We start from the raw sequence: 13,874 nt of genomic DNA, 5'->3' as shown, positions 1-13,874 counted from the left end.
TCGTCTCATTCCCCGGTTCGTCCGTCCCCGTTGGCTGCGTCGAGGATCGCCGGCAGCGCCTGGACGAACGCGTCCGCCTCGGCCTCGGTCAGGACGTACGGGGGCATGAGCCGTACGACGTCGGGGGCGGGCGCGTTGACCAGGAAGCCGGCATCCTGGGCCGCCTGCTGCACCTGCGGTGCGAGCGGCTTGGTCAGCACGATACCCAGGAGGAGGCCCTCCCCACGGACATGGGAGACGAGCGGGTGGCCGGCGCCCTCGATTCCCGAGCGCAGCCGCTCCCCGCGGGTCTTGACCTGGTCGAGGAGTCCCTCCGCGGCGATGGTGTCGATCACCGCGAGGCCGGCGGCGCAGGCGATCGGGTTGCCGCCGAAGGTGGTGCCGTGCTGGCCGGGCTGCAGGAGCTGTGCGGCCGGTCCGAAGGCGGCCACGGCGCCGATCGGCAGACCGCCGCCCAGACCCTTTGCGAGGGTGACGAGGTCGGGTTCCACACCCTCGTGGGCCTGGTGCTCGAACCAGTGGCCGCACCGGCCGATGCCGGTCTGCACCTCGTCGAGGACGAGCAGGGTGCCGGTGGCCCTGGTGATCTCGCGGGCGGCCGTCAGGTATCCGGCGGGCGGTACGACGACGCCGTTCTCGCCCTGGATCGGCTCGATGACGACGAGGGCGGTCTCCTCGGTGACGGCGGCCCGCAGGGCCTCGACGTCGCCGTACGGGACATGGGTGACATCGCCGGGCAGCGGCCGGAACGGGTCCTGCTTCCTGGGCTGGCCGGTGAGGGCGAGCGCACCCATGGTCCGGCCGTGGAAGCCGCCGTCGGTGGCGACCATGTGGGTCCGCCCGGTCAGCCGGCCGATCTTGAAGGCGGCCTCGACGGCCTCTGCGCCGGAGTTGCAGAAGAAAAGCCGGCCGGGGCGCCCGAAGAGCTGGAGGAGCCGTTCGCCGAGCGCGATGACCGGCTCGGAGGCGTAGAGGTTGGAGACGTGGCCGAGGGTGGTGATCTGGCCGGTCACCGCCGCGACGACCGCGGGGTGGGCGTGGCCGAGGGCGTTGACGGCGATCCCGCCGACGAAGTCGGTGTACTGCTTGCCGTCGGCGTCCCATACCTGGGCGCCTTCGCCGCGTACGAGGGCCAGCGCGGGCGTGCCGTAGTTGTCGGTCAGCGCGCCCTGCCAGCGGGCCGCGTACTCCTGGTTGCCGGTCACTCGCTTTCCCCTCCCTGTGCGTCGGGCACGACCATCGTGCCGATTCCCTCGTCGGTGAAGATTTCCAGCAGGATCGAGTGCGGAACCCGTCCGTCGATCACGCGGGCCGTGCTCACGCCGCCGCGGACGGCGTGCAGGCAGCCCTCCATCTTGGGCACCATCCCGCTGGACAGCTCGGGCAGCAGCTTCTCCAGCTCGCTGACCGTGAGGCGGCTGATGACCTCGTCGCTGAGCGGCCAGTCCGCGTACAGGCCTTCCACGTCGGTGAGGACCATCAGCGTCTCGGCGCCGAGGGCGGCGGCGAGGGCCGCGGCCGCCGTGTCGGCGTTGACGTTGTAGACGTGGTGGTCGTCGGCGCTGCGGGCGATGGAGGAGATGACCGGGATCCGGCCGTCGGCGAGCAGCGCCTCGATCGCGCCGGTGTCGATGGCGGTGATCTCGCCGACCCGCCCGATGTCGACGGGCTCGCCGTCGATCTCCGGGACGTGCCGGGTGGCGGTGATGGTGTGGGCGTCCTCGCCGGTCAGGCCGACGGCGAGGGGCCCGTGCTGGTTCAGCAGCCCGACCAGCTCGCGCTGTACCTGGCCCGCCAGGACCATCCGTACGACGTCCATGGCTTCCGGGGTGGTGACGCGCAGGCCCGCCTTGAACTCGCTGACCAGGCCCTGCTTGTCGAGCTGGGCGTTGATCTGGGGGCCGCCGCCGTGCACCACGACGGGCCGCAGGCCGGCCTGGCGCAGGAAGACGACGTCCTGGGCGAAGGCGGCCTTGAGGCCCTCGTCGACCATGGCGTTGCCGCCGAACTTGATGACGACGATCTTGCCGTTGTGCCGGGTGAGCCACGGCAGGGCCTCGATGAGGATCTGCGCCTTGGGCAGGGCGGTGTGCTTGCGCGTGGTTCCGGCGCCGGGCTGGCCGGCCTTGTCGTTGCTCATGAGGAGTAGGCGCTGTTCTCGTGGACGTACTCGGCGGTGAGGTCGTTGGCCCAGATGACGGCGGATTCGCCGCCGGTGGCCAGGTCGGCGGTGATGCGGACCTCGCGGTCCTTCATCGAGACCAGCTCGCGGTCCTCGCCGACGCTGCCGTTCTTGCAGACCCAGACCCCGTTGATGGCGACGTTCAGGCGGTCCGGGTCGAAGGCGGCCTTGGTGGTGCCGATGGCGGAGAGCACCCGGCCCCAGTTCGGGTCCTCGCCGTGGATCGCGCACTTGAGCAGGTTGTTGCGGGCGATGGAGCGGCCGACCTCGACGGCGTCCTCCTCGCTGGCCGCACCCACGACCTCGATCCGGATGTCCTTGCTGGCGCCCTCGGCGTCGCCGATCAGCTGGCGGGCCAGGTCGTCGCAGACGGTCCGGACGGCCTCGGCGAACTCCTCGTACGCCGGCACCCGGCCGGAGGCGCCGGAGGCGAGCAGCAGCACCGTGTCGTTGGTGGACATGCAGCCGTCGGAGTCGACGCGGTCGAAGGTGGTGCGGGTCGCGGAGCGCAGCGCCCGGTCGAGGACGGCGTGGTCCAGGTCGGCGTCGGTGGTGAGCACGACGAGCATGGTGGCCAGGCCCGGGGCGAGCATGCCCGCGCCCTTGGCCATGCCGCCGACCGTCCAGCCGTCCCGGGTCACGGCGGCCGTCTTGTGCACGGTGTCGGTGGTCTTGATCGCGACGGCGGCGGCCTCACCGCCGTCGGTGGTGAGCGCGGCGGCCGCGGTTGCGATGCCCGGCAGCAGCTTGTCCATGGGGAGCAGGACCCCGATCAGGCCCGTGGAGGCGACGGCGACCTCGCCCGCGCTGTGCTCGCCGCCCAACACCTCCGCCACCTTCTCGGCGGTGGCGTGGGTGTCCTGGAAGCCCTTGGGGCCGGTGCAGGCGTTGGCGCCGCCGGAGTTCAGGACGACCGCGCTGACGGTGCCGCCGCGCAGGACCTGCTCGGACCAGAGCACCGGCGCGGCCTTGACGCGGTTGGAGGTGAAGACGCCCGCCGCTGCCAGCCGCGGCCCGTTGTTGACCACCAGGGCCAGGTCCGGGTTGCCGTTCTCCTTGATCCCGGCCGCGATGCCCGCGGCCGTGAATCCCTGTGCTGCCGTGACACTCACTGCATCTCCTCGTCTGCGGCCGTCGTCGTCTTCCGCACGGTCAGCCCGGTGGCTGCGCGTGCGACGCTCACGGAGCCACTCCGGTCGTGGAAAGTCCCAGGCCCTCGGGGAGCCCGAGGGCGATGTTCATGCTCTGCACGGCACCGCCGGCGGTGCCCTTGGTGAGGTTGTCGATGGCGCTGATGGCGATGATCCGCTGCGCGGACTCGTCGTACGCGACCTGGATCTGGACGGCGTTGGAACCCTGGACGGAGGCGGTGGCCGGCCACTGGCCCTCCGGGAGCAGGTGGACGAAGGGTTCGTCCGCGTACGCCTTCTCGTACGCCGCCCGGACCGCCTCGGCGGTGGTGCCGGGGCGGGCCGTCGCGGAGCAGGTGGCGAGGATGCCGCGGGACATGGGCACGAGGGTCGGCGTGAAGGAGACGCTGACCCGCTCTCCGGCGAGCGGGGAGAGGTTCTGCACCATCTCGGGGGTGTGCCGGTGGCCGCCGCCCACGCCGTAGGGGCTCACCGATCCCATGACCTCGGAGCCGAGCAGGTGCGGCTTGAGGGCCTTTCCGGCGCCGGAGGTGCCGGTGGCCGCGACGATCACGGCCTCCGGCTCGGCGAGCTGCGCGGCGTAGGCCGGGTACAGCGCGAGCGAGACGGCGGTGGGGAAGCAGCCGGGAACGGCGATGCGCTTGGTGCCCTCCAGCGCGGCGCGGCCGCCGGGCAGCTCGGGGAGCCCGTAGGGCCAGGTGCCGGCGTGCGGGGCGCCGTAGAACCGGTCCCAGTCGGCGGAGTCCTTCAGCCGGTGGTCGGCGCCCATGTCGACGACGAGCACCTCGTCGCCGAGCTGGGCGGCGACGGCGGCGGACTGCCCGTGCGGCAGCGCCAGGAACACGACGTCGTGCCCGGCCAGGACCTCGGGCGTGGTCGCCTCCAGGGTGCGACCCGCGAGCGGGACCAGGTGCGGCTGGAGGGTGCCGAAGAGCTGTCCGGCGTTGGAGTTGCCGGTCAGCGCGCCGATCTCCACCTCGGGATGGGCGAGGAGCAGCCGCAGGACCTCTCCGCCTGCGTACCCGCTCGCTCCGGCCACCGCTACACGAACCACCATCGGACCCTCCTCCTCGATGGCATGACTATACGTACCGCTGCACTTTTATGCAAAGGGTATGCAGTCAGGCACGAGAGCCTGGCCGGTCGTCCTGACCCAGGCTGCCCGGCAGGCCGAAGAGCGGGAAGAGGCGACCGGTGTCACGGAAGGCCGTGATGCCCGTGATCCGGTCGCCGGAGAACTCGACGACCTGCAGGGCCCACGGTACGTAGCCGGTGCCGTCCGGGCGGGGACGGTACTGGCCGAAGGCCGGGGAGCCGTTCGCCACGGTCGGGACCAGCCGTGAGCCGCGGCAGCCGATCGCGGGACCGGTGAGCCACGCCCGGATGTCGGGCACACCGCGCATCCACTTCGCGTACGGCGGCAGGCACAACGTGGCGTCGACATGGAGGAGCATGTTCAGCTCCTCCATGTCGTACCGGGAAAAGGCCGTGGCGTACCGTTCGGCCAGCACCCGGCGGACGTGCACGTCGGACGGCCGGGCGGCCGGCCCGTCCGACTCCCGGCGGCGCTCGGCCAGCGTGGCGCGGGCCCGCTGCAGAGCACTGTTGGCCGAGGCGACGGTGGAGCCGTGCAGGTCGGCGACCTCGCGCGCCGAGAAGCCCAGGACGTCCCGCAGGATCAGCGTGGCCCGCTGCCTGGGCGGCAGGTGCTGCAGCGCGGCCACGAACGCCAGCCGCACCGACTCGCCCGTCGTCGCCGCCGCCTCCGGGTCCTGGCCGGGACAGGGTCCCACCCACAGCTCGGAGTCCTCCGGGGGTGCCGGCGGCGTGCCGCCCTCGCTCGGGCCGGACAGGTCCATCGGCAGCGCCCGCCGCTTGCCCGAGGCGAGGGCGTCCAGACAGACGCGGGTGGCGATGCGGTAGGCCCACGACCGCAGCGACGACCGGCCCTCGAAGCGGTCGGCGCCCCGCCACGCCCGGACCAGCGTCTCCTGCACGGCGTCCTCGGCCTCCGCGTACGAGCCCAGCATCCGGTAGCAGTACCCGGTCAGCTCCCCCCGGTATTCCTCAAGCCCCTGCGCCGCCGCGCCGGACTCCTCCGTGTCCCCCATGCCGCACCCCTCCGAGTCAGATGGTTCCCGGATACCTGATCTTGCCTGCCCAATGGCCGCGGGCCCAGTGGCCGACGGGATCCGGAGCGGCGGGCCTGACGGGGCGCAAGAGGGCCGGAAAGGGCATTGAAGGCCTCGCGGTGGCATCCCACCATGGTGGTGTGCCCGCGAAAGCGGCTGCCGCGCGGCGCCGAGTCCGCCCGCGCCGCCGCACCGTGACGGGGGTCAGGGGTGTTGCGCATCCACTTCACCGCGGACGATCTCGCCCGCACCCGGGTCGCCGGCACCGTCGGGGCCGCGGCGGAGACGTACTACAGCCTGGAGATGCTGGGCAGGCGCTCCTGCCCGGTGCCGTTCCGCCGGTGGCGCGCGGAAGTGGCCGGGCGCCTGGTGCAGGACACGGCGCAGGACACGGCGCCTCTCACCGCCCTGCTGCCGGCCCGCGGCCCCGGACTCGACCTGCTGGCGCTGGCCGGTGACTCGCCCGACCCGGAGCACGCCGTCGACGGGCTGCTGCGGGCACCCCGGGCCCGGGTCCGCCGCGAGGTGGAGGCCGTCGCCTTCGACCCCGCCCACACGGCCTGGGCGCGGAGCCTGGCCGAGGGGGACGGCGGGGCCCGGCGGCAGCTGGCGGCGGCGTTCGCGGCCTGCCACCGGGCGGCCGTCGGGCCGTACTGGTCCGCCTGCCGGTCACGGCTCGACGCGGTGCGCGCCCAGTACGCCCGGACCTTCCTCGACGAAGGCGTCGAGGGGCTGCTCGCCTCGCTGTGCCCGCCGCTGGTGCGCTGGCTCCCGCCCGTGCTGGAGGTGCGCCACCCGCGCGCGGTCGAAGTCCACCTGGGCGGGCGGGGGCTGGTCCTCGCGCCGACGGTGTTCTCCTGGCGCGAACTCAGCCTGCTGTACGACCCGTACGACGACGAGGCCGTACCGCGGCTGACCGTACCGGCCGTGACCGGCCCCGAGACCGGTTCCGCGCTGTGGCCCGGGCGCGGCCCGGCCGACGGCGCGGGCCTCGGCGCCCTGCTGGGGCGCACCCGGGCCGCCGCCCTGCACCTCGTCGCGGAAGGCTGCGGCACCACCGAGCTGGCCCGGCGGCTCGGCGTCACCCCGGCGGCGGCCAGCCAGCACGCGAAGGCGCTGCGCGGTGCCGGGCTCATCACCACCAGCCGCCGCGGGGGATCCGTGCTGCACGTCACGACCCCCCTGGGCCGGGAACTGCTCCGCGGGACCTGCCCTTAAGCCGTGGCTTAAGGGCATGGCCGCCGGCGGCCGGCCGGCCCCAGGCTTCCTCTCGGCCTTCCCGACGGGCACCACGGCCCGGGGAAAGGCAGCCGGAGAAGAAGCCAGAGAAGACGGAAGAGGAGTACGAGCATGACTGCTGCGCCGAGTTCACCGCGTAGGACGTCCCGCCCGCGCCGCGCCCTGCAACGGGCGGCGGTCCTGCTGGGCGCCGCGGCGGTCGCCTTCGCCACGGCCCAGGCGCCCGCGTCGGCGAGCGCCGCCCAGTGCGCGGACAACCGCCTGTGCGCCTGGTCCGACGCCGGCTACGCCGGCATCTTCACCGCCTACACGGCCTCCGCGCCGGCCCTGGGCGGGGACAACGACCGGTTCGACTCGCTGTGGAACCGCAACAGCGTCTCCTGGTACGTGTACGTCGACGCGTACTACGGCGGAGCCAAGTACTGCGTACGGCCGGGCTATTCGGTCTCGAAGCTCGGCGACTGGTTCGGGCTCCACGACCGGATCTCGTCCGTGGCGAAACTGGGCTCCTCCTCCTGCGGGACGGCGACGCCGATCGGCTCGTACAAGGGCTCCTAGACAGCCGGATCCCCCCGCGGGCCGGATCCGTCAGCCGGGTCCCTCACAGCCGGTGGCGGACCCAGACGTTCGGTTCCACGTACACCGCGTAGCCCTGCTCCGGTTCGCAGCGGACCGGGGTCAGGGCGCCCGGGACGTGGACCGGGCCCGGGGTGTCGAAGGGGAGGCCGGTCCACGCGCGCCACTCCGCGAGGGTGCCGGTGATCGTCATCGAGAAGGGGGCGACCGAATCGATGACCGCCCCCGCGCGGGCGTGGACGCGCAGCCACGGGTCGTACGGCAGGCCGTCCGCGCGGGTGCGGTACGCGTACTCCTGGATCGGGGTGTCCGGCTCGGCCGGCTTGCCGCTCGGGCGGACCGGGGCCACCACCTCGGTGAAGCCGCGGGCGCGGGCGTTCTCGCGCATCACCGACAGCATCCGCCCGGACAGGCCCTCGCCCTGCCGGCCGGCGGCGATGCTGATCTCGATGGCGCTGACCGTGTCCGGGGTGATCCCGCGCCGCAGGTCGGAGAAGGCCCACAGGAGGACCTGGTCCCAGCCCCGCGGGGGCAGCACCCCGTCACGGCCCTTCGCGTGCTGCGCGAAGGGCACGCTGAACCCGCGGCCGATCACCTCGTCGCCGTCCGTCGCGACCAGGACGTACGGCGCCAGCTCCGTCACCATCCGCGGGTACAGGAGCCAGCCGACCGGGTCGTGGCGGGAGAACTCCGGCCAGGAGTCCTGCATGTCCCAGAGCCGGCCGGCCAGTTCGGGACGCTCGGCGAGCGTGGTGATCACAAGGTCGGTCATGCCCGCAGGCTAAGCCGCTCTCCGGCTCCGCCTCCACCGAATTGACCATCGGCTCCGCGCCCTACGCGGGGGCCGGCAGCGACAGGTGCCAGCGGCCCGACCAGCCGGTCAGGGTGACCGTGGACAGCGGTCGGACGTCCACGCTCCAGTAGGTCAGCGGGGCCGCCCTCAGCGCGTACACCAGCGCGGCCCGCAGCACCGACGGCTCGGCTACCGCCACGATGGCCCCGCCGTCGTCCGCGGGCCGGCTGTCCAGCCAGCCGCCGATGCGGGAGATGAAGGCGAGCAGGGACTCGCCGCCGTGCGGGGCGGCCAGGGGATCGCTGAGCCAGAGGTCCACCGCCCCGGGCTCGCGCTCCGCCACCTCGGCCAGCGTCAGCCCGCGCCAGCGGCCCATGTCGCACTCGCGCAGCGCGGGCTGCGCGAGCGGGGCGTAGCCGAGGGCCTGGCCCGTGGCCCGGCTGCGCGGGGTCGGCGAGCAGTAGCGCAGCTCGGCGGCGCCGAGGGGGACGAGCCCGTGGGCGGCGGACTCGACCGCGCGCCAGCCGGCCACGTCCAGCGGGCGGTCGTCGTCGAAGCGCTCGGCGAGCAGCGAGCAGCCACGGGCTGCGGCCACCAGCGAAACCCGAACATTCATGCGGCGATGGTGAGCCGCTTGCCGCATGCGGTCAAGCGTCTCGACCGAGGGCATGGCCGGGGGCATGGCCCAAGGCGCCGCCCTGGGCGTCACCGCGGACGCCGGCGCGACCGCCGGCGGCATCGGCGAGCCCCTCGCGCAGCCGCTGGACCGCCTCGTGCAGCTCTGCCGTGCCGGAGACCCCGGCGAAGCTGAGCCGGACGTAGGCGCCCGGCGGCTCCGCACAGAAGTACGGGCGGCCGGGCGCGACCGCGACACCGGCGCGCAGGGCCGCCGCCGCGAAGGCCGCGTCGTCGTCCCCGGCGGCCACGCGGACCCACAACTGGTACCCGCCCGTGGGCAGATGGGACAGTTCCAGCTCGGGCAGCTCCCGCCGCAGTGCGCCGGCGAGCACGTCCCGCCGGTGGCGCAGAGCGGTGGCGACGGCCCGCAGGTGGCGGGGCCACGCGGGCGCCCCGACCAGCTCCAGGGCGGCTTCCTGCAAGGGCCGGGGCACGAAGAAGCTGTCCACCACCTGGATGGCGCGCAGCCGCTCCAGCACCGGCCCGCGCGCGGCGAGGGCGCCCACGCGCAGGCTGGCCGAGGTGGCCTTGGTGAGGGAGCGGACGTGGACGACGACCCCGTCGGCGTCCTCGGCGGCGAGGGTGGCCGGCAGCAGCCCGCAGTCCTCGTGGGCCAGGGAGCGGGCGTAGTCGTCCTCGACGACGAAGGCCCCGGCGGCGCGGGCGATCCGCAGGATCTCCGAGCGCCGCGCGGGGGCCAGCACCGCCCCCGTCGGGTTCTGGAAGAGCGGCTGGCATACGAAGACCCGCGCCCCGGTGGCCTCGAACGCGGCGGCCAGCAGCTCCGGGCGGACCCCCTCGGCGTCCATGGGCACGGGCACCGGCCGGCATCCGGAGGCACGGGCGATGGACAGCAGGCCCGGGTAGGTCGGGGATTCGACGAGCACGGGCGCCCCCGGCGGGGCCAGCGCGCGCAGGGCGGTGGTCAGCGCGCTCTGTCCGCCCGCGGTGACCAGGACGTCGGCGGCGGTGAGGGCGCCCGCCGGGCCGCCGATCTCCCGGGCGAACCAGGCGCGCAGCTCGGGCAGCCCCTCCAGGGGCGGCCGGCCCCAGGCGCCGGGGCGCCGGCCGGCCCTGGCGAGGGCTGCGGCCATGGCCCGCTCGGGCTGCAGCGAGGGATGGAGGTAGCCGCCGTTGAGCTCGATCGCCCCGGGCGGCGGCGCGGCCAGGGAGTTCAGCACCCCGGAGGCGTCCACGGCGCGCGGTATCACCTCGCCCGCGCCCTCGGCACTGAGGGCGACCTCCTGCCAGGAGGTGTCGCCGGGGGCGTGCCCGGCCGTGCGCGGGGCCGCCCGGAACACCCCGGCGCCGGGCCGGGTGACGACGAGCCCCTCGGAGGCGAGCCGTGCGAGGGCGCGGGAGACGGTGACGGGACTGACCCGGTAGCGCTCGACGAGGGCCCGGCTCGACGGGAGCTTTCCGCCCACCGGGTAGCGGTCGAGCTCCGACCGCAGCGTTTCTGCCAGTGCCGCCACACTGCTACTCTCGTACATGACAGCACAGAATAGCGCTACTCGCTCGACCTCGATAGCGGTCGGGGCCCGCCCCGCCGCTACCGCGTCCGCCCCGGCCCGCGGGGCCCGGCTCGGCGGGGCACGGCTCGGAAGCGGTACCGCCCTCGCCTCGCTCGGCGTGGTCGCCTTCTCCCTGACCTTCCCCTCCACCGCCTGGGGCCTGGAGAGCTTCGGCCCCTGGTCCTTCGTCGCCGTGCGCAGTGTGCTCGCCGCCGTGATCGCGGGCGGGTTCCTGCTCGCCGGGCGGGTCCCGCTGCCCGGCCGCGAGCACTGGGCGGGGCTGGCCGTGGTCGCCGGCGGAGTGGTCGTGGGATTCCCGCTGCTCACCACCCTGGCCCTCACCACCGCCACGACCTCGCACGCCGCCGTCGTGGTCGGCCTGCTCCCGCTGACGACCGCCACGCTGTCCGCGCTGCGGACCGGGGCCCGCCCCTCGCGCCGGTTCTGGGGCGCCGCCCTCGCCGGGGCCGGCGTCGTCCTCGGCTTCACCCTGACGCAGAGCGGCGGCGCCCTCTCCGCGGGCGACGGCTACCTGTTCGCAGCCCTGCTGGTCTGTGCGGCCGGCTACACCGAGGGCGGACGCCTCGCCCGCGTCCTGCCCGGCTGGCAGGTGATCGGCTGGGCGCTGGTGCTGTGCCTGCCGCTCAGCCTGGCCGGCTCCGCGCTGGGCCTGGCGTACGAGCCGGTGCACCTCACCGGCCACGGGGTGGCGGGCCTGCTCTGGGCGGCCGCCGGCTCCACCTTCCTCGGCCTGTACGTCTGGTACCGGGGCATGGCGGAGATCGGCGCCCCCAGGGCCAGCCAGCTCCAGCTCGCGCAGCCCCTGCTGACCCTGGTCTGGTCGGTCGCCCTGCTCGGTGAACACCTCTCCCCGGCAGCCCCGGCCGCCGCCTGCGCCGTCCTCGTCTGCATCGCCGTCACCCAGCGGGCTTAATCCACCCGAATCGCCGTAAACTGCTGTCACCGGAACCAGACCGCCTCCGAGGAGGTCAGCAATGCGCGCGACCGAGGGAGACCAGCTCGTGCAGCACGGCAGGGTCGTCGGGCAGCACGACAAGGTCGGTGAGATCACTCAGGTACTCGGCGAAAACGGCACCCCTCCCTACCGGGTCCGTTTCTCGGACGGCCACGAGGCCGTCATGTCCCCGGGCCCCGACTGCGTCGTCAAGCACCCCGCCGAGCCCGCACACTGACTGCACATCGACTGCAGCCCACCCGCACACGCCCCGCCACACGCCACAGGACACACGACCGGCGGCCGCTCAGCGCGGCGGCACCGTCGTCGGGTAATGGTCGGCAACGACCCTGGCCATCGCTCCATTGGGGTCCGCGACCACCTGCTTCGCCGAGAAGTAGACGTGACCGCGGACCTCGGCGTATCCGCGCGCGAACTGCAGGTGCCGGGACAGCTCCGCCGGGTCGCGCCAGGCCTCGGTGTCGCTGTCCGCGTCGCACCGGTACAGCGCCTCCCCCACGTACAGGTCCACGCCCGTGCCGGCGACGGTCTGCGCCCACCAGGGGACGATCTTCGCGTAGTCCGCGGTCGGGTGGCCGATGGGCCAGTACGCCTGCGGCACGACGTAGTCGATCCAGCCCTCCTTGACCCACTTGCGGGTGTCCGCGTACAGGTCGTCGTACGTGGCCACCCCCGCCTGCGTGGCCGAGCCGAGGGGGTCGCGGTCGCGGTTGCGCCAGATGGCGAAGGGGCTGATGCCGAACCGCACCCCGGGGCGCAGCGCCCGCAGCCGGGCGGACATCTCCCGCACCAGGGTGTCGGTGTTGTCGCGGCGCCAGTCCTCCCGGGAGCCGAAGCCGCCCCCGTGCCGCTGGTAGGCGTCGTCGTCGTCGAAGTACTCGTCCTCCACGGGATACGGGTAGAAGTAGTCGTCCCAGTGCACCCCGTCCACGGCGTAGCGCGAGACGGCGTCGAGCATGGCCTCCTGCACGAACGCGCGCACTTCGGGCAGCCCGGGGTTGTAGTACAGCTTCCCGCCGTACGCGACCGTCCAGTCGGGGTTGCGGCGGGCCGGATGGCCCTCGCTCAGCCGGTCGGGGTCGGTGTGGTTCGCCACCCGGTACGGGTTGAACCAGGCGTGCAGCTCCAGCCCGCGGGCCCGGGCCTCCCGGACCGCCGTGCCCAGCGGGTCCCAGCCGGGATCCACGCCCTGCTCCCCGGTCAGCCACTGCGACCAGGGCTCACGGGCGGCCGGCCACATCGCGTCCGCGGCCGGCCGCACCTGGAGGACCACCGCGTTGAGCCGGCGCTCGACGGCGGTGTCGAGGAGGTCGAGCAGCTCGCTCTGCTGGGCTCCCGCGCTCAGCCCGGACTCGGAGGGCCAGTCGACGTTCTCCACCGAGGCGATCCACATGCCCCGGAACTCCGCTGCGGCCGCTCCGGCGCCCCCGGCCCTGCCGGCTCCGCCCCGCTCACGCGGAGCCGCCCCCCGGCCGGCCCCCTCCGCCCGCTGTGCGGCCCCCGCCGGGCCCGCGGCGGTGCCGGCCAGTGCGCCGGCGGCCCCCGCCAGCAGCATCCGCCGTCCGATGTACGTCATGTGACGACTCCGTTCCGTTCCGTGACATTGCCTCGCGTGGAGTCAGCATGCCCGCCCCGGCACGCCACCGGGGCCAAGGTCGGGGGTAACGTCGGGGGGCGTGGCGGGCGCCGGACCGCAGTTACCACTGCACCCACGGGGGACCCGCCGACGGATGAGCAGCGAAAGGCACGAAGTGACTGACCTCCCTTCCGACATCACACGAGTCGGCGTAGTGGGCTGTGGCCAGATGGGTGCGGGCATCGCGGAGGTGTGCGCCCGCAGCGGCCTTGAGGTGAAGGTCGCCGAGACCACAGGCGAGGCCCTGGAGATCGGACGCACCCGGCTGCACAACTCCCTGACGAAGGCCGCCGAACGCGGCAAGATCACGGAGGAGGAGCGGGACGCCACCCTGGCCCGCCTCACGTTCACCACCGATCTCGGCGAGTTCGCCGACCGCGACCTGGTCATCGAGGCGGTCGTCGAGAACGAGCAGGTCAAGACGGAGATCTTCCAGGTCCTCGACCAGGTGGTCACCCGCCCGGACGCGATCCTCGCCTCGAACACCTCCTCGATCCCGCTGGTCAAGCTGGCCGTCGCGACCTCGCGGCCGGACCAGGTCATCGGCATCCACTTCTTCAACCCGGCCCCGGTGCAGAAGCTCGTCGAACTGATCCCCGCGCTGACCACGGGCGAGGAGACGGTCAAGCGGGCCGAGGCCCTGGTGGGCGACGTGCTGGGCAAGCACGCCGTCCGCGCCCAGGACCGGTCGGGCTTCGTCGTCAACGCGCTCCTCGTCCCGTACCTGCTCTCCGCGATCCGGATGTTCGAGTCCGGCATCGCCAGCCGCGAGGACATCGACAACGGCATGGAGCTGGGCTGCGCCCACCCGATGGGCCCGCTCAAGCTGTCCGACCTGATCGGCCTGGACACCATCGTCTCGATCGCCGATTCGATGTACGCCGAGTACAAGGAGCCGCTGTACGCCGCTCCCCCGCTGCTCCAGCGGATGGTCGACGCGGGCCGTCTCGGCCGCAAGACCGGCTCGGGCTTCTACCCGTACGGCTGAATCCCCTGC

At 73.8% G+C, this 13,874-nt stretch carries 14 protein-coding genes; 5 read left to right on the top strand and 9 right to left on the bottom strand.

The window, feature by feature from the left end:
• Nucleotides 1-5: 5 nt before the first annotated feature.
• The 5 genes from ABZ128_RS13850 to ABZ128_RS13830 form a co-directional block, all read right to left on the bottom strand.
• Nucleotides 6-1,205, bottom strand: coding sequence for an acetylornithine transaminase (locus ABZ128_RS13850; protein ID WP_356848295.1), 1,200 nt, complete (start codon nt 1,203-1,205; stop codon nt 6-8).
• Nucleotides 1,202-2,140, bottom strand: a complete 939-nt coding sequence (gene argB / locus ABZ128_RS13845; protein WP_356848294.1) for an acetylglutamate kinase — start codon at nt 2,138-2,140, stop codon at nt 1,202-1,204. The genes ABZ128_RS13850 and argB overlap by 4 nt, the downstream gene beginning before the upstream one ends.
• Nucleotides 2,137-3,294, bottom strand: coding sequence for a bifunctional glutamate N-acetyltransferase/amino-acid acetyltransferase ArgJ (gene argJ, locus ABZ128_RS13840; RefSeq protein WP_356848292.1), 1,158 nt, complete (start codon nt 3,292-3,294; stop codon nt 2,137-2,139). The genes argB and argJ overlap by 4 nt, the downstream gene beginning before the upstream one ends.
• A 67-nt stretch (nt 3,295-3,361) precedes the next feature.
• A complete protein-coding gene (argC, locus tag ABZ128_RS13835) occupies nt 3,362-4,390 on the bottom strand; it encodes an N-acetyl-gamma-glutamyl-phosphate reductase (RefSeq protein WP_356848291.1) in 1,029 nt (342 codons plus the stop codon).
• 64 nt (nt 4,391-4,454) lie between these two features.
• Nucleotides 4,455-5,444, bottom strand: coding sequence for a sigma-70 family RNA polymerase sigma factor (locus ABZ128_RS13830; protein ID WP_356848290.1), 990 nt, complete (start codon nt 5,442-5,444; stop codon nt 4,455-4,457).
• 231 nt (nt 5,445-5,675) lie between these two features.
• Here ABZ128_RS13830 and ABZ128_RS13825 point away from each other — a divergent pair, with 231 nt between their 5' ends.
• On the top strand, nt 5,676-6,683 hold the full coding sequence (locus ABZ128_RS13825) for a winged helix-turn-helix domain-containing protein (RefSeq protein ID WP_356848288.1): 1,008 nt from the start codon (nt 5,676-5,678) through the stop codon (nt 6,681-6,683).
• A gap of 132 nt (nt 6,684-6,815) precedes the next feature.
• On the top strand, nt 6,816-7,262 hold the full coding sequence (locus ABZ128_RS13820) for a peptidase inhibitor family I36 protein (RefSeq protein WP_356848287.1): 447 nt from the start codon (nt 6,816-6,818) through the stop codon (nt 7,260-7,262).
• Between the two features lie 43 nt (nt 7,263-7,305).
• Here the strand turns inward: ABZ128_RS13820 and ABZ128_RS13815 are convergent, their stop codons facing one another.
• The 3 genes from ABZ128_RS13815 to ABZ128_RS13805 form a co-directional block, all read right to left on the bottom strand.
• Nucleotides 7,306-8,052, bottom strand: a complete 747-nt coding sequence (locus tag ABZ128_RS13815; protein WP_356848285.1) for an N-acetyltransferase — start codon at nt 8,050-8,052, stop codon at nt 7,306-7,308.
• 61 nt (nt 8,053-8,113) lie between these two features.
• On the bottom strand, nt 8,114-8,689 hold the full coding sequence (locus ABZ128_RS13810) for a histidine phosphatase family protein (RefSeq protein ID WP_356848284.1): 576 nt from the start codon (nt 8,687-8,689) through the stop codon (nt 8,114-8,116).
• 31 nt (nt 8,690-8,720) lie between these two features.
• A complete protein-coding gene (locus ABZ128_RS13805) occupies nt 8,721-10,244 on the bottom strand; it encodes a PLP-dependent aminotransferase family protein (RefSeq protein WP_356848282.1) in 1,524 nt (507 codons plus the stop codon).
• On the opposite strand from ABZ128_RS13805, the gene ABZ128_RS13800 reads away from it, so the two are divergent.
• Complete coding sequence (locus ABZ128_RS13800; RefSeq protein ID WP_356848280.1) at nt 10,243-11,199, top strand: DMT family transporter; 957 nt, start codon at nt 10,243-10,245, stop codon at nt 11,197-11,199. The two genes, ABZ128_RS13805 and ABZ128_RS13800, sit on opposite strands and share 2 nt — an antisense overlap.
• Nucleotides 11,200-11,260: 61 nt before the next feature.
• The gene (locus ABZ128_RS13795) at nt 11,261-11,458 is read left to right on the top strand and encodes a DUF1918 domain-containing protein (protein ID WP_356848278.1); all 198 of its coding nucleotides are present in this window, start codon (nt 11,261-11,263) and stop codon (nt 11,456-11,458) included.
• 69 nt (nt 11,459-11,527) lie between these two features.
• Here the strand turns inward: ABZ128_RS13795 and ABZ128_RS13790 are convergent, their stop codons facing one another.
• Nucleotides 11,528-12,817, bottom strand: a complete 1,290-nt coding sequence (locus ABZ128_RS13790; protein ID WP_356848276.1) for a family 10 glycosylhydrolase — start codon at nt 12,815-12,817, stop codon at nt 11,528-11,530.
• Nucleotides 12,818-12,971: 154 nt separating this feature from the next.
• Here ABZ128_RS13790 and ABZ128_RS13785 point away from each other — a divergent pair, with 154 nt between their 5' ends.
• Nucleotides 12,972-13,865 (top strand): 3-hydroxybutyryl-CoA dehydrogenase, encoded by an 894-nt coding sequence (locus ABZ128_RS13785; RefSeq protein WP_356848274.1) that lies wholly within the window; start codon nt 12,972-12,974, stop codon nt 13,863-13,865.
• Nucleotides 13,866-13,874: the final 9 nt, after the last annotated feature.

Source organism: Streptomyces sp. NPDC006326, assembly GCF_040612915.1.
Lineage (GTDB): Bacteria > Actinomycetota > Actinomycetes > Streptomycetales > Streptomycetaceae > Streptomyces.
The sequence above is the reverse complement of the archived record's forward strand: the minus strand, read 5'-3'. Positions and strand labels throughout refer to the sequence as shown.